The organism is Enterobacter cloacae complex sp. S1 (assembly GCF_014930525.1).
Classification (GTDB): Bacteria; Pseudomonadota; Gammaproteobacteria; order Enterobacterales; family Enterobacteriaceae; genus Enterobacter; species Enterobacter hormaechei_C.
This window is the reverse complement of record NZ_JADBRE010000005.1, coordinates 160,333-181,371: the sequence shown is the minus strand read 5'-3', so window position 1 is coordinate 181,371 and position 21,039 is coordinate 160,333. Positions and strand designations below refer to the sequence as shown.

Below are 21,039 nucleotides of genomic sequence, written 5' to 3'. Positions count from 1 at the left end.
ATGCGCATCCTAATGATTATTGATGGTTTACCCGGTGGAGGAGCCGAAAAAACGGTTCTCACCCTCTCCAGCGGACTGACAGAACTGGGGCATCAGGTCACCCTTTTCTCCTTACGGAAGGTGTGCGACTACGCCATTCCGGAAGGCATCGATTTTCAGGTTGTGCAGGATACCTGTAAAAAACCCTGGCGGAAGCTGACCGAGATCCCGCGTCGCGCCCGTTTGCTGGATCGCGCCATCGAGCAGGCAGAACGCAGCGGTAAATTTGATGTCGTCTTCTCACATCTGCATAAAACCGACCGTATCGTGGCGCACAGCCGCGTGCTGGATCGGGATAAGGTCTGGTTCTGCGTACACGGGATGTTCTCCTTCTCCTATTTGCGCCATCGCAGCGGGCTTTCTCGCTGGTTTAAGCATTATAAAATCCGTCATACCTATGAAAACCGCAACGTGGTGGCGGTATCCGGCGCCGTGCTGCACGATCTGTCTGAAGTACTCGCGATCCCCCTGCGGCGCAAAGCGGTTATCCATAACCCCTTTGATATCCCTGAAATTCAGCGTCTGGCGGAAGCGCCCTTTGAGATGCAGGGGCAGGATTACATTATCCATGTTGGCCGTTTTCATGAACACAAACGTCACGACAGGCTGCTGCGGGCGTTTGCGCTGAGCAAGATCGACGCATCGCTGGTGTTGATGGGCAAAGGTTCTGACGCGAAAATAAATCAGCTCAAACAGCTTGCCGCTAAGCTGGGAATTGAAAACAAGATCGTCTTCCGCCCGTTCGAAACCAACCCCTACCCGTGGATCAAAGAGGCACGCCTTTTAGTGTTAAGTTCCGACTGCGAAGGTTTTGGTAATGTACTGGTAGAGTCCATTATCTGTCAGACCCCACCGGTGAGTACAAACTGCCCTGGCGGCCCTGCTGAGATCCTTACTGGCCCCCTGGCGCGTGGTCTGACAGCGTTAACCGACGAATCACTGGCGAAAACACTGGCAGAACTGTATGCCTCTCCGCCGGTTGTTGATCGCGAAACGATCGCATCGTTCGGTATCAACGCCATTTGCCAGCAATACATTGCTTTGGTCGACAACCAAAAATAATCAGGTTTCATATGCAAAATTCAGCGCCTTTATTAAGCGTGGTGGTGGCCGTTTATAACGGTGAAGCTTTTCTCGATCAGTTCTTTACCTGCCTTGTAAATCAACACATCGACAGTATGGAAGTCATCATCGTGAATGACGGTTCCACTGACCGCTCGATGCAGATTGTCGAAAAATGGCGCGAAAAGCTGCCACAGATGCAGGTTATTGAACAACCTAATCAGGGCGTGTCCATCGCGCGTAATACTGGCCTGGCCGTTGCGACCGGGCAGTATCTCTCTTTCCCGGATATTGATGATGTCTTCAAACCCGGCATGTACCAGCGTCTGCTGGATATGGCCGTCACGCAGAACCTGGATGTCGCCACCTGCAATGGCAACTACGTCTGGGAAAATAACAAAAAACCGTCTCGCCCTATCTTCCCTGAAGATAAGCTAGCCTCAACGGGCGTCATGAATGGCGCGGCATGGTTAAAAAAGGCGCTGGATTCACGTAAGTTCCTGCATGTGACCTGGCTGAATATCTATCGTCACGATTTTATTCGTCAGCACGGCTTCCGTTTCGAGCCTGGCCTGCGCCATCAGGATATCCCGTGGACGACTGAGGTGCTGCTTGCCGCGGAACGCGTTCAGTACACCAGCGAACGCTTTTACGACTACTACATTCACTCCGCCTCGGTATCGCACACCCCGGATAATGACGACACGCTGATTCGCTCTGCGCGCCATTATATGAAGATCCTGAAGATGCTTGATGCCATTAACCAGCGCTACCCGGATAAAGTGAAAAATATCCCGGCCTGTTACTGGCAAATCGCTAAAGAGGGTCTGGGAATTATTCATACCTTCGACAACATGAAGGATGAGGCGAAGAAATCAATGATAATCAAAGAGTTCTTCGACACCGGGATCTGGAAGCTCATCTGGAAAAGTGCCAAAAGCCCGCGTTTGCGCTGGCGCCTGGGCCGACGCTACTTCCGTTTAAAACGGTATCTGGCATAAGAGATAGCTTTAGCACGCTTAAATGCTTAGAATTTCCCGGCCGAAACTAAAAAAACGGATAATCGCTTGGAATTGTTGTATACCGCCCTGCTCTACATCATTCAGCCACTGGTGTGGCTGCGACTGTTGCTTCGTAGCCGTAAAGCGCCTGCGTACCGTAAACGCTGGGCCGAACGTTATGGCTACTGCCGCAATAAAGTGGCGCCGGACGGTATTCTGCTGCATTCCGTGTCAGTCGGGGAAACGCTGGCCGCCATTCCACTGGTGCGTGCCCTGCGCCACCGTTATCCGTCACTGCCCATCACCGTCACCACGATGACGCCAACCGGCTCAGAGCGCGTGATGTCTGCCTTCGGTAAAGACGTGCATCACGTCTACCTGCCGTACGATCTCCCCTGCGCCATGAACCGTTTCCTGAATACCGTGCGCCCTAAACTGGTGATCGTCATGGAAACCGAGCTCTGGCCGAATATGATTTCCGCCCTGCATGCCCGTAAAATTCCTTTGGTTATCGCCAACGCGCGTCTGTCGGAACGCTCGGCGAAAGGGTACGGCAAGCTGGGTAAATTTATGCGTCGCCTGCTCAGCAAAATCACGCTGATCGCCGCGCAGAACGAAGAAGATGCCGCGCGCTTTATCGCCCTCGGCCTGAAGCGCAACCAGCTTGCGGTCACGGGTAGCCTGAAGTTCGATATTTCCGTCACCCCTGAACTCGCCGCCCGTGCGGTAACACTGCGTCGTCAGTGGGCGCCGCGTCGCCAGGTCTGGATTGCCACCAGCACCCATGACGGCGAAGAAGCCATTATTCTTCAGGCTCACCGCCAGCTGCTGGAAAAATTCCCTGATTTACTGCTGATTCTGGTTCCTCGCCATCCTGAGCGTTTTAAAGATGCCCGCGAGATGGTGCAAAAAGGCGGTTTCAGCTTCACCCTGCGCAGCAGCGGCGAAATCCCCTCTGGCAGCACGCAGGTGGTGATTGGCGATACGATGGGCGAACTGATGCTGCTGTACGGGATCGCCGATCTTGCATTCGTTGGCGGAAGCCTGGTGGAGCGCGGTGGTCATAACCCGCTGGAGCCAGCAGCCCACGCCATCCCCGTGCTGATGGGACCACACACGTTTAACTTCAAAGATATCTGCGCGAAATTGCAGCAAGCCGATGGCTTAATCACCGTGACCGACGCGGATTCGGTGGTCAAAGAGGTCTCTACCCTTCTGACTGACGAAGATTACCGCCTGTGGTACGGTCGTCACGCCGTTGAAGTCCTGCATCAGAACCAGGGCGCACTGACCCGTCTGCTGCAACTTCTGCAACCTTACCTGCCGCAGCGGAGCCACTAATGTCAACGCGTCTGTCGGTCGTGATGATCGCCAAAAACGCCGCCGACCTGCTTCCGGATTGCCTGGCCTCTGTTGCCTGGGCTGACGAAATCGTCATTCTCGACTCCGGAAGTACGGACAACACGGCGGACGTTGCCCGTGCAGCCGGGGCAAAAGTCTTTACCGACACCGACTGGCAGGGCTACGGTATTCAGCGCCAGCGTGCGCAGGGTTACGCCACGGGCGATTACGTGTTGATGATCGACACCGATGAGCGCGTCACCCCGGAACTCCGACAGGCCATTCAAACGGTGCTTACCGCGCCACAGCCCGGCGCGGTCTACAGTATCGCGCGTCGTAACTATTTCCTGGGCCGCTTTATGCGCCACAGCGGCTGGTACCCCGACCGCGTGATGCGCCTCTATGCGCGCGAGCGTTATCAGTACAACGACAACCTGGTCCATGAATCTCTGGCCTGCGATGGCGCTCAGGTCATCCCCCTGACGGGCGATCTGCTTCATCTGACCTGCCGCGATTTCGCCAGCTTCCAGCGGAAACAGCTGAACTATGCCACCGCCTGGGCACAGGAGCGGCATACGCGCGGCAAGAAGGCCACGCTGACCGGCATCTTCACCCACACGCTGGGCGCGTTTCTGAAAACGCTGCTGCTGCGTGGCGGCGTGCTGGACGGCAAACAGGGCTGGTTACTGGCCGTAGTGAATGCCCAGTATACTTTCAACAAATACACCGAGCTGTGGGCGCTGAACCGCGGCTACTCAGAGAAAACGTGAGCCATGAGCACAAAAGCGATTTATCCGGGTACCTTCGATCCGATCACTAACGGTCATCTTGATATCATCACCCGTGCGGCGTGTATGTTCGACAAGGTGATTCTGGCCATTGCCGCCAGCCCGAGCAAAAAGCCGATGTTCGACCTGAACGAACGCGTGCAGCTTGCCACCGATGCGATTTCGCATCTGTCGAATGTTGAGGTCGTCGGTTTCAGCGACTTGATGGCAAACTTTGCCCGTGACCGGCAGGCCAATATCCTGATCCGCGGTCTTCGCGCGGTAGCAGACTTCGAATATGAGATGCAGCTGGCACACATGAACCGCCATCTGATGCCGGAGCTGGAGAGCGTATTCCTGATGCCCTCCAAAGAGTGGTCCTTCATCTCTTCTTCGCTGGTGAAAGAGGTGGCGCGCCATCACGGGGACGTTACCCACTTCCTGCCGGTTAACGTCCACCAGGCGTTGATGGAAAAGCTAAAGTAACCCTACTTCTGGCACTGACGGCAGTAAAACGTGGCGCGCTGAGCGTGCTTCGTGGCAATAATCGGCGTCCCGCAGGCTCTGCACGGCTCACCCTTACGGCCATAAACCTGCAACTCCTGCGCAAAATAGCCCGGCTTCCCGTCGCTTTGCAGGAAATCCTTCAGCGTCGTCCCGCCCTGCTCAATTGAGCGCAGCAGTACCGCTTTAATTACTCTGACCAGCAGCTCGCACTCCTGCGCCGACAGCGAGGAGGCCAGCCGATCGGGATGGATCCCGGCGGCAAACAACGATTCGCTGGCATAGATATTTCCCACGCCCACCACCAGCTTGTTATCCATCAGCCAGGGTTTAATCGGGGTTTTCTTTTTCGCGCACTTCTCTTTGAGATAATCCGCGTTAAACGCCTCTGACAGCGGCTCAGGTCCGAGATGCGCCAGCACGTTGTGTCCTTCCAGCTCTTTGGTCCACAGCCATGCGCCAAAGCGACGCGGGTCGGTGTAACGCAGCACTTTGCCGTTACTCATCACCAGATCAACGTGGTCGTGCTTTTCCGCAGGCAACTCTTCGGTGAGGATGCGCAGGCTTCCCGACATGCCCAGATGGATAATGATCCAGCCGTCAGGCAGCTCCAGCAGCAGGTATTTCGCGCGGCGCTGCACGCTCAGGACGGGTTTGTCGCTTAACGCGTGGATCTCATCGGACACCGGCCAGCGCAGACGCCCGTTGCGAACGACAGCATGAAGAATAGTCGCGCCAACCAGATGGGGCTCAATGCCGCGGCGGCTGGTCTCTACCTCTGGTAATTCAGGCATGGTTCCTCCGTTGAGATGCAGAATGCAAAAAACCCCGCAGTTGCGGGGTTTTTCAATACAAGTAGACTAAAATTATTTGATTTTAGCTTCTTTGTACAGTACGTGCTGGCGTACAACTGGATCGAATTTTTTCAGTTCCAGTTTTTCCGGCTTAGTACGTTTGTTCTTCGTGGTGGTGTAGAAGTGACCTGTACCAGCAGAAGAAACCAGCTTGATTTTCTCGCGAATACCTTTAGCCATGATTTATTTCCTCTTTAAGTACTTAGTACTTTTCGCCACGGGCACGCAGTTCGGACAGAACTGTATCGATGCCTTTCTTATCGATTACACGCATACCTTTAGCAGATACGCGCAGGGTGACAAAACGCTTCTCGCTCTCAACCCAGAAACGGTGAGAGTGCAGGTTCGGCAGGAAACGGCGTTTAGTCGCGTTCAGTGCGTGGGAACGGTTGTTACCGGTCACCGGACGCTTGCCAGTAACTTGGCAGACTCGGGACATGTCTATTCTCCAAAAATCAAATTAGCTCGAGCTTCGTATGGGGTATCGGCGCCTCGTCAGGCTTTACAGCCCGGTCATCGCATAGTTCTATTGAACTCTCGATTGCCAGGCCCAAATGCCAAACCCGAGATTCTCAAAGGTGGCGTAGTATACGCTGACTCGGCGGTGTGCTCAAGTCCCGAACAGACAAAGATCCCGATGGATCGCGAGAAAAGGCCTAAATCCAGCCACGTTCGGCAAAAGAAATGTACTCTCCGCGGCCAATTATCAGATGGTCCAGCACACGAATGTCCATGAATTGACAGCATTTGATAATACGTTCGGTAATTGCTTTGTCAGCTCTGCTTGGTTCTGCACAGCCAGAGGGGTGATTATGCGCGAGGATCACGCCGGCTGCATTCACTTTTATCGCTTCCCGCACAATTTCACGCGGATGCACCTCAACGTGGCTCAATGTTCCCGAAAAAAGGCGGGTATGTTTCAGTACCCGGTTTTTGTTATCGAGAAAGATCACCATAAAGATCTCCCGCTCCAGATCGGAGAGCTGGCTTTGCAGAAATTCGCGGGTCATGTCGGGGGTGAGGATCGGGTCTTCTTCCTCCATACGCACGTTGTAAAATCGCCGGGCCAGCTCGGCAATGCCCCGTAACTGGGCATATTTCGCCACGCCAATGCCCTCAACGTGCGTAAACGCCTCCAGCTCAGCGGTCAGCAATCCATACAGTGAACCGAAATGGTCTATCAGTTCTTTCGCCAGCGTAAATACCGTTTTCCCCGGCGTGCCTGTGCGTAAAAAGAGCGCCAGCAGCTCGTCGTCCTTTAACAACGTGACGCCATGACGCAGCATTTTTTCACGCGGTAGCAGCAGTTCAGTCTCTTCCATGCCCGGCCTCCTTCTGTTTGCCATTATGCTGCCACAGGTAAATTCGGGGTTCGACGCTGGCGTTTCGTTCTTGCGTAACGCCTCGCAAAGTGAATTAAGGACATCATCACCCCGTTTTAGGGATTGTGATAAAATGCCCGCTCTCTGGTGAAACCCAACAGGAAAGAATCATGATGAGCCTGGCCGGTAAAAAAATCGTTCTTGGCGTCAGCGGCGGTATTGCTGCCTATAAAACGCCAGACCTGGTGCGCCGTTTGCGCGAGCGCGGGGCCGACGTACGGGTCGCGATCACCGAAGGCGGCAAAGCCTTTATCACCCCGCTGAGCCTGCAAGCCGTCTCGGGATACCCGGTATCAGACAGCCTGCTCGACCCGGCAGCCGAAGCCGCAATGGGCCACATTGAGCTGGGGAAATGGGCCGATCTGGTTATCCTTGCCCCCGCCACGGCAGATTTAATTGCCCGCGTGGCAGCCGGTATGGCGAACGATCTGGTAACGACCATTTGCCTCGCCACGCCTGCGCCCGTCGCGGTTGTGCCCGCAATGAACCAGCAGATGTACCGCAACGCCGCTACCCAGCATAATCTGGACACGCTGGCCTCGCGCGGCCTGCTGATTTGGGGACCGGACAGTGGCAGCCAGGCCTGCGGCGACGTTGGGCCAGGGCGTATGCTCGACCCATTGACGATTGTTGATATGGCTGCCGCCCATTTCTCGCCTGTCAACGATCTGCAACATCTCAACATCATGATTACCGCGGGCCCCACGCGCGAGCCGCTGGATCCGGTGCGTTACATCACCAACCACAGCTCAGGCAAAATGGGCTTTGCGATTGCTGCCGCGGCAGCCAAACGCGGCGCGAACGTCACGCTGGTGAGCGGCCCGGTGTCGCTTACCACCCCTGCGTTTGTGCAGCGTATTGATGTAACGACCGCGCTGGAAATGGAAGCCGCCGTACAGGCACATGCTCAACAGCAGCATATTTTTATCGGCTGTGCGGCCGTCGCTGATTACCGCGCCGAAACCATTGCCGACGCCAAAATTAAAAAGCAAGGTGATGAATTAACAATAAAAATGGTGAAGAACCCGGATATCGTTGCCGGTGTCGCCGCATTGAAAACTCATCGACCTTACGTTGTTGGGTTTGCCGCAGAAACGAATAATGTGGAAGAATATGCCCGGCAAAAACGTACCCGCAAAAACCTCGATTTGATTTGCGCGAACGACGTATCGCTGTCCACGCAAGGATTTAACAGCGACAGCAACGCATTGCACCTTTTCTGGCAGGATGGAGATAAAGTCTTACCGCTTGAGCGCAAAGAACTCCTGGGCCAACACTTACTGGACGAGATCGTTACCCGTTATGATGAAAAAAATCGACGTTAAGATTCTGGACCCGCGCGTTGGCGAGCAATTTCCGCTGCCAACGTATGCCACCTCCGGCTCTGCCGGTCTTGACCTGCGCGCCTGTCTTGATGACGCCGTAGAACTGGCGCCGGGTGCAACGACCCTGATCCCGACCGGGCTGGCGATTCACATTGCTGACCCGTCACTGGCAGCGGTGATCCTGCCGCGCTCTGGCCTGGGCCACAAGCATGGCGTCGTGCTGGGTAATCTGGTCGGCCTGATCGATTCTGACTATCAGGGTCAGCTGATGGTATCCGTCTGGAACCGTGGCCAGGACAACTTCACCATTGAGCCGGGCGAGCGTATCGCGCAGATGGTGTTTGTACCGGTGGTGCAGGCAGAATTTAACCTGGTGGCAGACTTCGACGCTACCGACCGTGGCGAAGGCGGCTTCGGCCATTCCGGGCGCAAATAACCGCCCGACAAACACGCATCTCACAGCGCCATAATGCAATAACAAACCGCAAACGTCAGTTTGCGGGTCGCTGTGTGGTTGCCAGCCTGACAAGTGCTTATTTTCAGGGGTATTTTGTAACATGGCAGAAAAACAAACCGCGAAAAGGAATCGTCGCGAAGAAATACTTCAATCTCTGGCTCTGATGCTTGAATCCAGCGACGGCAGTCAACGCATCACCACCGCAAAACTGGCGGCCTCTGTGGGCGTGTCAGAGGCGGCGCTGTATCGTCATTTCCCGAGCAAAACCCGGATGTTTGACAGCCTGATCGAGTTTATCGAAGACAGCCTGATCACGCGCATCAACCTGATTCTGAAGGATGAAAAAGACACCAGCACGCGTCTGCGTCTGATTGTGCTGCTGATTCTGGGGTTTGGTGAACGTAACCCGGGTCTGACCCGTATTCTGACCGGCCACGCGCTTATGTTTGAACAGGATCGTCTGCAAGGCCGTATAAACCAGCTTTTTGAGCGTATCGAAGCCCAGCTGCGTCAGGTTCTGCGCGAGAAGAAAATGCGGGAAGGCGAGGGATATAATACGGATGAGACCCTGCTGGCAAGCCAGATCCTGGCTTTTTGCGAAGGGATGCTCTCCCGGTTTGTGCGCAGCGAGTTTAAATATCGACCAACGGACGATTTTGACGCCCGCTGGCCGTTAGTGGCTGCTCAGTTACAGTAACGCCATCGCCGGATGGCGGCTTCGCCTTATCCGGCCTACGAACGGGTAGGCCCGGTAAGCGTAGCGCCGCCGGGCAATTGAATTATACGCCAAACTCTTCGCGGTATTGACGCACCGCCGCCAGATGATCAGCCATCTCAGGCTTCTCTTCCAGATACGCAATCAGGTCTTTCAGCGTGATAATCGACGTGACCTTGCAGCCATAATCGCGCTCCACTTCCTGAATAGCAGAGATGTCGCCGCGCCCGCGCTCCTGACGATCGAGCGAAATCAGCACACCCGCAAGCGTTGCGCCGTTAGCCTGGATAATCTCCATCGATTCACGGATCGCGGTACCTGCGGTGATCACGTCATCCACCAGCATCACGCGCCCCTGCAACGCACTGCCTACCAGATTGCCGCCTTCACCGTGGGTTTTGGCCTCTTTACGGTTAAAGCAGTACGGTACGTCGCGGTCATGGTGTTCCGCCAGCGCCACCGCCGTGGTGGTTGCGATTGGAATGCCTTTGTACGCGGGGCCAAACAGCAGGTCGAAATCAATCCCGGAATCCACCAGCGCTTCGGCATAGAAGCGGCCTAACAGTGCCAGGTCGCGCCCGGTATTAAACAGCCCGGCGTTGAAGAAATACGGGCTTTTACGCCCGGATTTCAGCGTGAACTCGCCAAACTTAAGTACCTGCTTGTTAAGCGCAAACTCAATAAACTGGCGCTGATACGATTTCATGGATTTGCTCCTTTGTCTTTTCAGTCTTACAGGCAAAAAAAAGGCGACTCATTGGTCGCCTTAAAATCAATTTTCTAACGCCGCTTTCTGCGTCGCTACAATAGATTCGATTCCCCCTCGGGCCAACGCCAGCAAGGTGAGCAGTTCTTCGTGAGTGAATGGCTCGCCTTCTGCCGTACCCTGCACTTCAATGATGCGACCATCTTCGGTCATCACCACGTTCATGTCGGTTTCTGCGGCAGAATCTTCAACGTATTCCAGATCGCAAAGCGCCTCGCCGTTAACGATACCAACGGAGACAGCAGCAACCATCCCTTTCATTGGGTTGGTTTTCAGCTTACCGGCGGCAACCAGCTTGTTCAGGGCATCTGCCAGCGCCACACAGGCACCGGTAATAGAGGCCGTACGCGTGCCACCATCGGCCTGGATCACATCGCAGTCCAGCGTGATGGTGAACTCACCCAGTGTTTTCAGGTCAACCGCGGCGCGGAGCGCACGCGCGATCAGGCGCTGGATCTCCATAGTACGACCGCCCTGCTTACCTTTTGCCGCTTCACGGGCATTACGGGTATGGGTTGCGCGCGGCAACATACCGTATTCGGCGGTGATCCACCCCTGGCCCTGACCTTTCAGGAAGCGAGGCACGCCCTCTTCAATGGACGCGGTGCAAAGCACCTTGGTGTCACCAAACTCAACCAGCACGGAGCCTTCAGCGTGTTTTGTATAGTTACGGGTCAGGGTGACGGGACGCACCTGGTTGGCACTACGACCTGCTGGACGCATGATGGATTCTCCGGCTTGAAACGAATGTGGCTGCGCATTATACGGATAAAGGACGCTTATTCCTATCCTGAGAAGCCCCTGAAAGCTATAATCCCCCCATCTCTCCTTTAAAAACGGGAATGTCTATGATCCGCAGTATGACCGCCTACGCCCGGCGTGAAATCAAGGGTAGCTGGGGTAGCGCTACCTGGGAAATGCGCTCGGTAAACCAGCGCTATCTGGAAACGTATTTCCGTATGCCGGAACAGTTCCGCAGCCTGGAGCCTGTGGTGCGTGAGCGTATCCGTACGCGTCTGACCCGCGGGAAAGTGGAATGTAATTTGCGTTTTGAGCCCGATGCCAGTGCACAGGGCGAACTGATCCTGAACGAAAAGCTGGCAAAACAGCTGGTTAATGCGGCGAACTGGGTCAAAATGCAGAGCGATGAAGGCGAGATCAACCCGGTTGATATTCTGCGCTGGCCTGGCGTGATGGCCGCCGGAGAGCAGGATCTGGACGCGATTACCGCTGAAATCCTGGCTGCACTCGACGGCACGCTGGACGACTTTATCGTTGCCCGCGAAACCGAAGGCCAGGCGCTGAAAGCGATGATTGAGCAACGCCTTGAAGGCGTGAGCGCCGAAGTCGCTAAAGTGCGCGCTCATATGCCAGAAGTGCTGCAATGGCAGCGTGAGCGTCTTGTCGCCAAACTGGAAGAGGCGGAAGTTCAGCTGGAAAACAACCGTCTGGAACAAGAGCTGGTGCTGATGGCGCAGCGTGTGGACGTGGCTGAAGAGCTGGATCGTCTGGAAGCGCACGTTAAAGAGACTTACAACATTCTGAAGAAGAAAGAAGCGGTAGGCCGCCGTCTCGACTTTATGATGCAGGAGTTCAACCGCGAGTCGAACACGCTGGCGTCTAAGTCTATCAATGCAGAGGTAACCAATTCAGCGATTGAGCTGAAGGTCCTGATTGAGCAGATGCGCGAGCAGATCCAGAATATCGAGTAATTCCTTTCAGGGTGGTGTTTCCTCGCACATCACCCATTACTTTTTCTAATCCTTATTTAGCCTTACTTTCTTTTCCTCCCGCCTTATCACAAGCCCGCCAGGCATGCGTTGATAAATTTCTGTATGGCAAACCCCCTCGCCTTAGAAAATCTCAATCGTGATCTTCCGCACAAATCGCTAATCTCCTCCTCTTCATTCCGGAGGGTTTATGCTGCTTCACATTCTCTATCTTATTGGCATTACCGCAGAAGCCATGACCGGCGCGCTCGCTGCCGGACGTCGCCGTATGGACACCTTCGGCGTGATTATCATTGCCACAGCCACTGCGCTCGGCGGCGGGTCCGTGCGCGATATCCTGCTTGGCCATTATCCGCTCGGCTGGGTAAAAAACCCTGAGTACGTCATTATCGTGGCAACGGCAGCCGTGCTAACCACGATTGTGGCCCCGGTGATGCCTCATCTGCGCCGCGTGTTCCTGGTGCTGGATGCGCTTGGGCTGATTGTTTTTTCCATCATTGGCGCACAAATCGCTCTCGATATGGGTGAAGGCCCGGTTATCGCCACCATTGCTGCCGTGATCACGGGCGTGTTTGGCGGGGTGCTGCGGGATATGTTCTGCAAACGTATCCCGCTGGTTTTCCAGAAGGAACTGTATGCCGGCATCTCCTTTGCCGCGGCAGTGCTTTATATCGCCTTGCAGCACTATGTCACCAGCCACGATGTGGTGGTTATCTCCACCCTGCTGTTTGGCTTCACCGCGCGTATGCTGGCATTGCGCCTTAAGCTGGGCCTTCCCGTTTTTCATTACAAACACAATGCGCATTAATGTCAGAACGGGCAGGCGCCGGATAATCAATTACTCGAATAGTTGTAACCGTAGTGATGATAGCCGTAGCCGTAAGCGTTGCTTGCCCGCTTAACGACGCCGTTGAGAATCACCCCTTTGGTATTGACGCCACTCTGCTCCAGACGCTGTACACAGACCAGCATCTCCTTCACGCTGTTCATCCCGAAGCGGGCGACCAGCAGCGTGGTGCCTGCGCGACGACCGACAACAGCCGCGTCGGTGACCGCCAGGATCGGTGGCGTATCGATAATCACCAGATCGTAGCGTTCATTCGCCCAGTCCAGCAGCTGCTGGAAACGCGTATGCATCAGAAGCTCCGCCGGATTAGGGGGGATCTGCCCGCGCACGATGGTATCGAACCCGCCTTTATCGAAGGTCTGAACGCCCTGGGTATACTCCGCCTTACCGGACAACATCTCCGATAAGCCGCAGGTATTGTCGAGCTTAAACAGATCATGGGCATACCCGCGACGCATATCCGCATCAATATAGAGCACTTTCTGGCCCGCCTGCGCCACGACGGCCGCCAGGGTACTGCTGACAAAGGTTTTACCGCTGTCAGGCGTGGCGCCAGAGATCATCAGTATATTGTTCGCTGACTCCATCATCGCAAAATGCAGACTGGTGCGCAGGCCGCGAATCGCCTCCACGGAGAGATCGACCGGGTTATCCGCCGCCAGGAAGGGGATATGTTTGGTCTTATGGCGCAGCCCTGAGGACATAAAGTCTTTTTTGCGCAAACGCATCTTTTTAGCCAGCCATTCCGACAGCGGTACGGTGGCATAGACGTTAATCCCATGCTCCTCCAGCTGCTCCGGCGTTTCAATGCCCATACGCAGCATACTGCGCGCCAGGATCCAGCCCACAGAGACGAACAGACCCAGGAGAACCCCCAGAACGACGACCAGCGCTTTTTTCGGCTTGACTGGCTGCGGCCGGGTCACGGCCGGATCGATAATGCGGACGTTACCAATTGCGCTCGACCGGGCGATGCTCAGCTCCTGTTCGCGGTTAAGCAGCTGCTGGTAGATAACGCGTCCCGACTCCACATCACGGCTCAGGCGCAACACCTCCTGCTGGGTTGACGGCATGGACGATACCCGTTTATTCAGGCGGTTTTTTTCCTGCTCCAGCGTCTGGCGTTTCTCAATCAGCGCCCGGTAGGTGGGGTGATCTTTTTTGTAGAGCTGCGAAATTTCCGCTTCCCGGAAGGTCAGTTCATTGAGCTGATTGTCCGCATTTACAATCTGCTCCAGCACCGCTTTTGCCTCCAGGTTCAGGTCAACGGAGTCATTTTGCTGGCGATAGCGGTTGAGCTTCTCCTCGGCCTGGTCCAGCTCGCTGCGCACCTGCGGAAGCTGCTGCTTCAAAAATTGCAGGCTTTTCGCATCCTGCGCCGCCTGGCGAGCCACGTTCTGTTGTAAGTAGTTGTCGGCGATGCAGTTAAGCACGCGCGCCATCTCATCGGGATCTTCCCCCGTGATGGTCAGGCCAAGCATCCCACTGTCCTTGCTGCGCTCGCTCACGGAAAAACGCAGCTGTAGCGCGTCAATGGCCTCCAGCTCGCTCAGCTGTGTAATCGTAAATTGCGTACCCGGCTTCGCCTGGATAGCGGCAATGGTAATGGCGATATTCGCCGCGCTCAGCGGCTGTCCCACTACGCCCTGTAACGTCACGTTATCGCCTTCCAGCTGATAGTGGCCCTTCTCGCCGACGGTCAGCGTCAGCTTTTGCGCCCGGCCCGCGACAGGGGGAAGATTGAGCATACGGATATCGACGATGCCAGGCTGTTGGCCGATGAGCCGCGCCCAGCCGCGTCCGACAAGGGGAAAATAGTTTTCACTTACCTGCGTGCGCAGGTTCAGGTCATCAATCGTTTTACCGAGGATCATGCGCGACTGGAGAAGCTGAAGCTCCGGCGCCGACTCTGGCGAGGAGTCAGGGATGAACTCGCTAAGGTTACTGAGTAGCGCGTTGCCCTGTTTCTGCTCCACCTGTATCAGCGCATCGGCCTGATAAACCGGTGTGGCAAAGAGCGCATAAAGCAGTGCCGCCAGCGTGAACAGCGCGGTAAGGATGAGAATAAATTTTCGGTGGTCGAGCAGCTCACCCAACAGGCGCACCAGATCGATCTCGTTATTCGCGGCAGACGCATCATGGGCGTGAAGGTTATTTGTTGACATAAAACGTAACTATCCCGTGTGATTAACTGAGCCGTTTCGCCCATTCCAGACTGGCCTGCTCCAGCAGCCCATAAACATATTCAAATGCGTCCCGGTTTTTACGGTAGGGGTCCGGGATCTCTTTTCTGCCCGTCCAGTGACCAAAGAGCATCATTTTGCCGCGCGCCTCCGGTGCGATAGCCGTGACCTGCTCGATATGTTCCAGCTCCATCGCCAGAATCAGATCGTAGTCGCGCACCATGGCGGGGGTGAGCCTGCGCGCCACGTGGCCCTCAAGCAGGGTGCCGCGTTCGGCGGCGATCTCTGTCGCCTGTGAATCGGCGGTGCGCCCTTCCAGGCCACACGTTCCCGCTGAATCGACCCGGGCGGCGGGAAGCAGCCGGCGCAGCAGCCGTTCCCCAATGGGAGAGCGGCAGATATTGCCGGTACAGATCACCAGGATGGCGTTAAACGTTAGTTTGGCCATGTTCTGATATATCTCCCTGTTTCAGTCAGGTCATGTACGCCGGTAATGGTCGGCACAAGCTGAGAGATCACGCGGTTCCAGCGCACCAGCGGCGCGGTGGTGACATAGACGATGTCGTAAGGCTCAAGCTGAAATTCGGTGCTCAACACCATCGCGGTGGCATCCCGGGCGTTAAGCTGGTAGACGTTGGCGATTTTGCCGTTCTGCTTGCCCTGCAACGGACGAATCACAAAGATCCCTGTGGCGTCGGCCATATCCTGATTTACGCCCTGCGCATTACCCAGCGCTTCCGCCAGCGTCATGCCGCTACGGTCCATCTTCAGGGTGCTCTGTTTACCCACCTCGCCCATGACAAACACTTTCAGGTCGTCATTACGGGGAATGAAGAGAATATCGCCCGGATAGAGGAGTTTGTTCTGGGTGAGATCGCCGCGCTGCATCAGCGCGTAGAGGGAAATGTGCGTGTCCTGGCCGTTATGGGTCAGCACCACGTGGCGCCAGTCCGCCTCCGACGTCAGGCCGCCTGCCGCATTGATCGCATCCATTATGGTCAGCGGAATGTTGGTGATGGGCTGCTGGCCCGACTTGGCCACTTCGCCCGTCACGTAGGCTTTTTGCGAGCGGAACGCCGCGACGCTGACATCCACCTGCGGGCTCTCAATCACCGAGTCCAGCCGGGCGGCGATCTCATCGCGCACCTGGGCCAGCGTTTTGCCGACGACGCGGATTTTGCCGATATAGGGGTAGAAGATCGTGCCATCGGCATTCACCCAGTTGCCCGTATCGCTGGCGCTACGGTACTGACCTGCGGGGGTGGTCAGCTCCGGGTGGTCCCAGACGGTAACCATCAGCACGTCGCCGACGCCGATGCGATATTGGTAGTTCTGAAGCTGGCGATCCAGTTCAGGATTCGCGCGGGAGTCGACTTTGCCAGGCAGCAACTGCTCCACCAGCCCCGGCGTGAGCGGATAGACGTTGACCATCTTATTCAGATCGTAATTGCTGTCAGGCAGATCGATAATATCTTTGCCCTGGGTGCTAAGTCCCTGGCCCGGTACGATAGTACAACCGCTTAACGCCATCATAGCCAACGCAAGCACGGAAAATTTAACGTTTTTCATTCAGGAAAATCATCTGGTTAAGTAATGCCTGTTTCATCCGGTACTACTGCCCTACCGGGGTTTCGCGTTCTGACGTCATGTCATAGAGCTGATATTTACGGCCTAACATCTGGCCGCCATCACGCGTGAGAGGCGTCCACGAGACCACCGCCCGGTTGCGATTTGGGCCGATCGTCATCAGATCAAGCGGGATCGAGATGTAGAAGCCTTTGCTAAAGCCACCTTCGCCATAATCCTCTTTCGAGACGTTGGTCAGCGCCGCCCAGACGCCTACCGTCACGCCGCTGTCGAATCGCTTCGCGACGTCGAGGGTGGCGCCTTTATCCTTCGCCAGGTACTGCCCGACGCTCAGCTTCATCAGCACGCTGTTGAGCTTCGCCGGGTTCCAGTAGGCGGTGATAAATCCGGTTGGCGCGCTGTAGTCGGTGAAGCGCATCATGTCGTCCCAGTCGCGCTGCTTGACGTAGTTCGCATCCACGCCCAGCGCCCAGTCGCTATCAAGCGGGCGCCAGAGCGCCTCTGCTCCCACGCCGCCGTACATGGTTTCGAGGTAGCCGCCATAAATCTGGGCATAGAAGCCGTGCCCCAGCGCATCGACATAGTTGGCCTGTAAGTTGTTGATGTAGACGTCATTGCTGACATAATCGCGAATATGGGTTCTGACGCGCGGCAGGCTGGAGTCAGCGGGAAGCAGCGAGGATTTGAACTTGTCGTAGTTGTTATAGAGGTTGGCGAACACGCCGCCGTCGAGCAGCAGACGATCGGTCAGCCAGTAGCTGGCGCTGGCCATCACCCCCACCTGGAACATATAGAAATCTTCCGGACCGCCCAGCGACTGCGCCAGCGTCGGTTTGACGCTGTAGCTGAAGCGATCGGCGCGAATACGGTAGCCGCGCCCGAACGCTGTGGTATCCACAGGCTCGACGCGCTGCTGCCTGAGCGCCTCCTCCTGGCCGAGCGGCTGTCCCGCCAGCTGTTTGCGCAGGCTGGCGACGTCGGTTTGCGTCGTGACCAGCGGCAGATGGTCACGCCGCTGGGTGATAGCGATCGTGTCGACCCCGTCGGGCAGGTTATTGATCAGAATACGGTTGGCGCGATCCACCGCTTCGCGCGGATCGCGATAGCGATACTGTTCGCCGGTCATGTATAAGGTATTGCCGTGCTGAAGGATCTCCGGCGCATCGAAGCCTGCGTTGTACTTAAGCGCGGTGAGCTGGTTTGCCGCCGAGGTATAGTCCAGCGTCTCGCCTGCCGGTGCCGGTTGCCAGGCCGGTTTCGGGTTATCACGCAGCGCGGGGCGCAGATCGTTAAAATTGGTCCGCAGGGTGAAGCCAAACATCAGCGTATTGCCGCGCTCGTAGCTGAGGTTGAGATCGGCCCAGTCTGCAACGCGATAGACTGCCCCCACGTTGATATGGCTCGACTGCTTAATGGAGCCGGCAAAATCATCGGCATAATTGTTGCCGTCATACTCGAGCTTCAGGCGCAGGGGCTGCCAGGGCGTCTGATACTGGAGGCCGCCAAACAGCGACGCCGGACCACGAAACATATCGCTAAAGCTGATATCCCCGGCATCATGTGATTCGCCGCGGGTGCAATACTTATTGTTGTCGTGGCACAGCGGGTTACCCACGTTGTCGCTATTACCGGGATATCCCCAGGCTATTCCAAAGGTAAAATCGACCGGTCCGGCCATTTTGCTGGCAACCAGATATTCACCGTCGAACAGGCCGGTGCCCGCAATATCGCGCTTGCCGAGCGCCACCTGCGGCAGGCTATAGTCCTCTTCCCACAGACGAACCTTAAAATCGAACGACTTATCCTTATAGCTTTGATCGCCGCTGAAATCCTCGTCGCTGCTGTATTTGCGGGTGCGGACGTCGGTATAACGAATCGTCCCTTCCAGCCACGGAAAGAGCACGACCGAAGAGGAGTAAAAACGATACTGGTTGTTATCGCGGTAGTTGACGCTGAATTCCCCTTCCCGACCAAAGCGCGCGTCGGGCATTTGCATCAGGCCGGTGCCGCCAAAGTCGGACTGTGAAGGTCCGGTCGGATCGGGCCAGGTACGCAGCTCCGCGTGGCAGGCAGAAGAGATAGCCAGAGCAAGGCCGCTCAGTAAAAAAAGTTTGTTCATCAGTCAGGTATCCGCCGCGTCAGGAGCGCAACGATTTGCTCATTCAGATCGGTAAAATCGTCCGGCACCGCCCGGGGATCAAACCCCACCCACAGAACAGCGCCCGGCTCTGCTTCAATATGGCGTGCGTTCCAGTACGCCACCGGCGCAACAACCCTACTGCCGTCAGGATCGATAACGGTCACGTTATTCCTGTCGGCGCCAGCCAGCCGCAGCTGCCCCTGTAAGTAATCCCTGATGCTTGCGCCCGGTCGCCAGGCCAGTTTCCCCGGTGTGGCGACCGCCCCCATCAGCGTGACGGTGCGGGGCGCAGGCGAGAGCCACAGATCGTAACGGCCCTCAAGGGAACGATCGCCGCGGGCGTCGGTACGCACGGCGTCTGGATCGAGGCTGACAAACTGCCGCCCGACGATCCGCAGGGAGCGGATCTGTGCAGCGACAGCGCGAATGGTCGCGATCTGCTCGTCATCGGCACGATTCTGCCAGGCTGAAAGCGACGCCAGCACCTGCTGTTGCGTCTGTTGCGCGCGCCGCGTGGCGGAAGGGGTTGCGATGACAGCGCCCTGCCACCAGACGTTTTCCAGCTGCGGCTGGGTGACCAGCCGGGAGAGCGTATCGGCCTGTCCAGCAGACCACGTTTTGCCCGGCTGATGCACGGTAACGACGCTTGCGCATAAGGCGGACAGGCTGAAGAGAGAGAGCCCTACGCCAGGTAACCATTTTCTGAGTCTGTTCATGGGGCGGGCTTCAACATCGTCATGGCGAGAGGGAATACGCCCGCGCCGAGCATCTGTTCGCTCTGGCGTACCTGGCCGGTGGCGGAATCGATCCAGAAGGTGTTATGCCAGCGACGATCGAGGCCGTCGGCCTGCACCGTCTCCTGCCAGACCTGACAACGTAGCGTGTTTCCGGCAAGGGTCAGGTTTTCCGTCCCGCTCAGGGAGAAGCGCGAGGTCAGGTGTGCGGAGCGATACCGCCCCTCTTCCTGCCAGCGCACATCGTGCGACCACTGGCTGCCGTCGCGGAGCTGCGGCGTGTGGCGCAGCGGATCGTGCTCAAGGTTGGTTACCTCAAGCAGGTTATAAGGAAGTTTGAGCGTGTGGATAAGGCGACCGTTATGCGTGACGATCATCGCATTATCCTGCGATAACCATTTACTGTTTCCCTGTTCGATGTATCCGAGAACCACCAGGATCCTCGGGCCATTATCCAGACGCAGGTACATGGTTGAGTATGGGAGCACCTGAATCTGCTCGTCCGTTACCGTCACATCCTGGCGCCCGTCCAGGCTGGCGTTAAAGGTCTCAATAATGCTCTGCTGGCTCGGCGTACATCCCTGGATCAGCAGAGTCATGATGAGCAGAATAAACAGTCTCACCAGAAATCCTTGATTAAATAACATTGAAATCAATTAAATACCCGGCTTTGATATCGCCACCGGGTCAAGTCGTTGCGCTGTTCAGCGCAAAGCTATATCGCCTTGCGCACCAGCCTTAGCGGGTAACTGTCGTCGTGGAAGTACCATTGCCTGAGTCATCGCCACTGTCGCTTGCCGCGACAACGGCTAACGTCGCTACGCCGGCAATCGCAGCGGTGGTGACAACAGCGGTTGTCCCAATCGCGCCTGCCGCCAGTCCCCCCGTAGTGCCAGCGGTAGTTCCCACCGTTGCTCCGGTTGTTGTACCGGTTGTTGCTGCGCTGGTGCTACCTGCTTCGGTGGTAGCGCCTATAGCAGGCAGGGCAGTCGCCAGCGTGAGTGCCGTCAGCACTGTACAAAGCGTCCTTTTCATTTTTGCTCCTCATTCAAATGAAGGAAAATATGAGCACCTGGAAACCAGGTCCCGGTTAACGGGCATAAAGCCCGGGGCTGAATTCCGGCCCGACAGGGACGGAAAATCATCCATGTAAAAGCCCTGGGCTCTGAACACCAGCGCATATAAACCGCCAGGATATATTTCGGTACCCTTAATTGCTTCAATTGGAGTTCAGATAGTTAACTCCCTCACGGGGTGCAAAAAGAAAGGAAAACGCAGAAGTGATGCGAAATGCACCCCAGCGGTAACTACCTTAAAAATTTTGGATAAGATAATTCTTATAATAATTTGACGCAATGATTTCCGGCAGAATAAATATGACTAATTGTTAACCAGAAAACACTCAACATATTATTAATAAAATAGTTAAACAGCTGAAATTAAAAGCAAAAATATGAACAATACTCAGGCTGCATTGCCTATAACTCCTTCATTCCCGGCTATTGCTCTCGATTAATAGTGATTGAGATCAATTAAGCCGTTCTCTCAAAGAAAATAAAAACGCAAGCAGAGCAAATTCTGAAATTGGGTTCAGGGATAATATTT

General features: G+C 55.9%; 23 protein-coding genes. 10 read left to right on the top strand and 13 right to left on the bottom strand.

Translation table 11 applies throughout. The annotated features are described in order from the left end of the window. From IM290_RS06045 to coaD, 5 genes are all read left to right on the top strand, one after another. Positions 1-1,101 (top strand): glycosyltransferase, encoded by a 1,101-nt coding sequence (locus IM290_RS06045; protein WP_193042193.1) that lies wholly within the window; start codon positions 1-3, stop codon positions 1,099-1,101. 11 nt (positions 1,102-1,112) lie between these two features. Continuing rightward, positions 1,113-2,102, top strand: a complete 990-nt coding sequence (locus IM290_RS06040; protein WP_015570038.1) for a glycosyltransferase — start codon at positions 1,113-1,115, stop codon at positions 2,100-2,102. A 66-nt stretch (positions 2,103-2,168) separates the two neighbouring features. After that, complete coding sequence (waaA, locus tag IM290_RS06035) at positions 2,169-3,443, top strand: lipid IV(A) 3-deoxy-D-manno-octulosonic acid transferase (protein ID WP_003860874.1); 1,275 nt, start codon at positions 2,169-2,171, stop codon at positions 3,441-3,443. After that, on the top strand, positions 3,443-4,213 hold the full coding sequence (locus tag IM290_RS06030) for a glycosyltransferase family 2 protein (RefSeq protein WP_193042194.1): 771 nt from the start codon (positions 3,443-3,445) through the stop codon (positions 4,211-4,213). Before waaA ends, IM290_RS06030 begins: the two co-directional genes overlap by 1 nt. 3 nt (positions 4,214-4,216) lie before the next feature. Beyond that, positions 4,217-4,696 (top strand): pantetheine-phosphate adenylyltransferase, encoded by a 480-nt coding sequence (gene coaD / locus IM290_RS06025; protein ID WP_015570040.1) that lies wholly within the window; start codon positions 4,217-4,219, stop codon positions 4,694-4,696. 2 nt (positions 4,697-4,698) lie between these two features. Here the strand turns inward: coaD and mutM are convergent, their stop codons facing one another. The 4 genes from mutM to radC all read right to left on the bottom strand — a co-directional run bounded on the left by mutM (position 4,699) and on the right by radC (position 6,890). Further along, a complete protein-coding gene (gene mutM / locus IM290_RS06020; protein ID WP_003860879.1) occupies positions 4,699-5,508 on the bottom strand; it encodes a bifunctional DNA-formamidopyrimidine glycosylase/DNA-(apurinic or apyrimidinic site) lyase in 810 nt (269 codons plus the stop codon). Positions 5,509-5,580: 72 nt separating this feature from the next. Continuing rightward, positions 5,581-5,748 carry a 50S ribosomal protein L33 gene (gene rpmG / locus IM290_RS06015; protein WP_003024094.1) on the bottom strand — a complete coding sequence of 56 codons (168 nt, stop codon included), beginning with the start codon at positions 5,746-5,748 and terminating at the stop codon, positions 5,581-5,583. Positions 5,749-5,770: 22 nt separating this feature from the next. Further along, positions 5,771-6,007: a 50S ribosomal protein L28 gene (rpmB, locus tag IM290_RS06010; RefSeq protein ID WP_002436699.1), complete on the bottom strand. Its 237-nt coding sequence runs from the start codon at positions 6,005-6,007 to the stop codon at positions 5,771-5,773. A gap of 217 nt (positions 6,008-6,224) precedes the next feature. Continuing rightward, positions 6,225-6,890 carry a DNA repair protein RadC gene (gene radC, locus IM290_RS06005; protein WP_006812419.1) on the bottom strand — a complete coding sequence of 222 codons (666 nt, stop codon included), beginning with the start codon at positions 6,888-6,890 and terminating at the stop codon, positions 6,225-6,227. A gap of 173 nt (positions 6,891-7,063) precedes the next feature. Between radC and coaBC the strand changes: the two genes are divergently transcribed. The 3 genes from coaBC (at position 7,064) to slmA (ending at position 9,429) form a co-directional block, all read left to right on the top strand. Continuing rightward, entirely contained in the window at positions 7,064-8,275 is a 1,212-nt protein-coding gene (gene coaBC, locus IM290_RS06000) for a bifunctional phosphopantothenoylcysteine decarboxylase/phosphopantothenate--cysteine ligase CoaBC (RefSeq protein ID WP_168728665.1), read from the top strand. Then, positions 8,253-8,711 (top strand): dUTP diphosphatase, encoded by a 459-nt coding sequence (dut, locus tag IM290_RS05995; protein WP_045350353.1) that lies wholly within the window; start codon positions 8,253-8,255, stop codon positions 8,709-8,711. Before coaBC ends, dut begins: the two co-directional genes overlap by 23 nt. 121 nt (positions 8,712-8,832) lie before the next feature. Further along, the gene (slmA, locus tag IM290_RS05990) at positions 8,833-9,429 is read left to right on the top strand and encodes a nucleoid occlusion factor SlmA (protein WP_003860901.1); all 597 of its coding nucleotides are present in this window, start codon (positions 8,833-8,835) and stop codon (positions 9,427-9,429) included. Positions 9,430-9,511: 82 nt separating this feature from the next. Here slmA and pyrE read toward each other — a convergent pair whose 3' ends face one another. Further along, positions 9,512-10,153, bottom strand: a complete 642-nt coding sequence (gene pyrE / locus IM290_RS05985) for an orotate phosphoribosyltransferase (RefSeq protein WP_015570043.1) — start codon at positions 10,151-10,153, stop codon at positions 9,512-9,514. Between the two features lie 66 nt (positions 10,154-10,219). Next, positions 10,220-10,936 (bottom strand): ribonuclease PH, encoded by a 717-nt coding sequence (gene rph / locus IM290_RS05980; RefSeq protein ID WP_015570044.1) that lies wholly within the window; start codon positions 10,934-10,936, stop codon positions 10,220-10,222. A gap of 125 nt (positions 10,937-11,061) precedes the next feature. Here rph and IM290_RS05975 point away from each other — a divergent pair, with 125 nt between their 5' ends. Next, on the top strand, positions 11,062-11,925 hold the full coding sequence (locus tag IM290_RS05975) for a YicC/YloC family endoribonuclease (RefSeq protein ID WP_003860907.1): 864 nt from the start codon (positions 11,062-11,064) through the stop codon (positions 11,923-11,925). A gap of 208 nt (positions 11,926-12,133) precedes the next feature. Beyond that, positions 12,134-12,751 (top strand): trimeric intracellular cation channel family protein, encoded by a 618-nt coding sequence (locus tag IM290_RS05970; RefSeq protein WP_193042195.1) that lies wholly within the window; start codon positions 12,134-12,136, stop codon positions 12,749-12,751. A gap of 26 nt (positions 12,752-12,777) precedes the next feature. On the opposite strand, the gene etk is transcribed toward IM290_RS05970, so the two are convergent. The 7 genes from etk to IM290_RS05935 form a co-directional block, all read right to left on the bottom strand. Next, positions 12,778-14,955 carry a tyrosine-protein kinase gene (gene etk, locus IM290_RS05965; RefSeq protein ID WP_045348435.1) on the bottom strand — a complete coding sequence of 726 codons (2,178 nt, stop codon included), beginning with the start codon at positions 14,953-14,955 and terminating at the stop codon, positions 12,778-12,780. Between the two features lie 22 nt (positions 14,956-14,977). Then, the gene (locus IM290_RS05960) at positions 14,978-15,421 is read right to left on the bottom strand and encodes a protein-tyrosine-phosphatase (RefSeq protein WP_015570047.1); all 444 of its coding nucleotides are present in this window, start codon (positions 15,419-15,421) and stop codon (positions 14,978-14,980) included. Beyond that, entirely contained in the window at positions 15,409-16,542 is a 1,134-nt protein-coding gene (locus tag IM290_RS05955; protein ID WP_032646765.1) for a polysaccharide export protein, read from the bottom strand. Before IM290_RS05955 ends, IM290_RS05960 begins: the two co-directional genes overlap by 13 nt. A 43-nt stretch (positions 16,543-16,585) precedes the next feature. Beyond that, the gene (locus tag IM290_RS05950) at positions 16,586-18,679 is read right to left on the bottom strand and encodes a YjbH domain-containing protein (RefSeq protein ID WP_193042196.1); all 2,094 of its coding nucleotides are present in this window, start codon (positions 18,677-18,679) and stop codon (positions 16,586-16,588) included. Beyond that, positions 18,679-19,416, bottom strand: a complete 738-nt coding sequence (locus IM290_RS05945) for a capsule biosynthesis GfcC family protein (protein WP_226876027.1) — start codon at positions 19,414-19,416, stop codon at positions 18,679-18,681. Before IM290_RS05945 ends, IM290_RS05950 begins: the two co-directional genes overlap by 1 nt. Continuing rightward, positions 19,413-20,057 carry a YjbF family lipoprotein gene (locus tag IM290_RS05940; protein WP_193042197.1) on the bottom strand — a complete coding sequence of 215 codons (645 nt, stop codon included), beginning with the start codon at positions 20,055-20,057 and terminating at the stop codon, positions 19,413-19,415. Before IM290_RS05940 ends, IM290_RS05945 begins: the two co-directional genes overlap by 4 nt. A gap of 115 nt (positions 20,058-20,172) precedes the next feature. Next, positions 20,173-20,469 carry a hypothetical protein gene (locus IM290_RS05935; RefSeq protein ID WP_017383628.1) on the bottom strand — a complete coding sequence of 99 codons (297 nt, stop codon included), beginning with the start codon at positions 20,467-20,469 and terminating at the stop codon, positions 20,173-20,175. Between the last annotated feature and the right edge of the window lie 570 nt (positions 20,470-21,039).

Excerpts from the sequence above, each read along its gene's own strand:
- mutM (WP_003860879.1), bottom strand. The coding sequence starts at position 5,508 with ATGCCTGAATTACCAGAGGTAGAGACCAGCCGCCGCGGCATTGAGCCC.
- IM290_RS05935 (WP_017383628.1), bottom strand. The coding sequence starts at position 20,469 with ATGAAAAGGACGCTTTGTACAGTGCTGACGGCACTCACGCTGGCGACT.
- coaBC (WP_168728665.1), top strand. The coding sequence starts at position 7,064 with ATGAGCCTGGCCGGTAAAAAAATCGTTCTTGGCGTCAGCGGCGGTATT.
- coaD (WP_015570040.1), top strand. The coding sequence starts at position 4,217 with ATGAGCACAAAAGCGATTTATCCGGGTACCTTCGATCCGATCACTAAC.
- IM290_RS06045 (WP_193042193.1), top strand. The coding sequence starts at position 1 with ATGCGCATCCTAATGATTATTGATGGTTTACCCGGTGGAGGAGCCGAA.
- IM290_RS05950 (WP_193042196.1), bottom strand. The coding sequence starts at position 18,679 with ATGAACAAACTTTTTTTACTGAGCGGCCTTGCTCTGGCTATCTCTTCT.
- pyrE (WP_015570043.1), bottom strand. The coding sequence starts at position 10,153 with ATGAAATCGTATCAGCGCCAGTTTATTGAGTTTGCGCTTAACAAGCAG.
- rpmG (WP_003024094.1), bottom strand. The coding sequence starts at position 5,748 with ATGGCTAAAGGTATTCGCGAGAAAATCAAGCTGGTTTCTTCTGCTGGT.
- slmA (WP_003860901.1), top strand. The coding sequence starts at position 8,833 with ATGGCAGAAAAACAAACCGCGAAAAGGAATCGTCGCGAAGAAATACTT.
- IM290_RS06030 (WP_193042194.1), top strand. The coding sequence starts at position 3,443 with ATGTCAACGCGTCTGTCGGTCGTGATGATCGCCAAAAACGCCGCCGAC.
- dut (WP_045350353.1), top strand. The coding sequence starts at position 8,253 with ATGATGAAAAAAATCGACGTTAAGATTCTGGACCCGCGCGTTGGCGAG.
- etk (WP_045348435.1), bottom strand. The coding sequence starts at position 14,955 with ATGTCAACAAATAACCTTCACGCCCATGATGCGTCTGCCGCGAATAAC.
- IM290_RS05975 (WP_003860907.1), top strand. The coding sequence starts at position 11,062 with ATGATCCGCAGTATGACCGCCTACGCCCGGCGTGAAATCAAGGGTAGC.
- radC (WP_006812419.1), bottom strand. The coding sequence starts at position 6,890 with ATGGAAGAGACTGAACTGCTGCTACCGCGTGAAAAAATGCTGCGTCAT.
- IM290_RS05970 (WP_193042195.1), top strand. The coding sequence starts at position 12,134 with ATGCTGCTTCACATTCTCTATCTTATTGGCATTACCGCAGAAGCCATG.
- rph (WP_015570044.1), bottom strand. The coding sequence starts at position 10,936 with ATGCGTCCAGCAGGTCGTAGTGCCAACCAGGTGCGTCCCGTCACCCTG.
- rpmB (WP_002436699.1), bottom strand. The coding sequence starts at position 6,007 with ATGTCCCGAGTCTGCCAAGTTACTGGCAAGCGTCCGGTGACCGGTAAC.
- IM290_RS05945 (WP_226876027.1), bottom strand. The coding sequence starts at position 19,416 with ATGAACAGACTCAGAAAATGGTTACCTGGCGTAGGGCTCTCTCTCTTC.
- IM290_RS06040 (WP_015570038.1), top strand. The coding sequence starts at position 1,113 with ATGCAAAATTCAGCGCCTTTATTAAGCGTGGTGGTGGCCGTTTATAAC.
- IM290_RS05960 (WP_015570047.1), bottom strand. The coding sequence starts at position 15,421 with ATGGCCAAACTAACGTTTAACGCCATCCTGGTGATCTGTACCGGCAAT.
- IM290_RS05955 (WP_032646765.1), bottom strand. The coding sequence starts at position 16,542 with ATGAAAAACGTTAAATTTTCCGTGCTTGCGTTGGCTATGATGGCGTTA.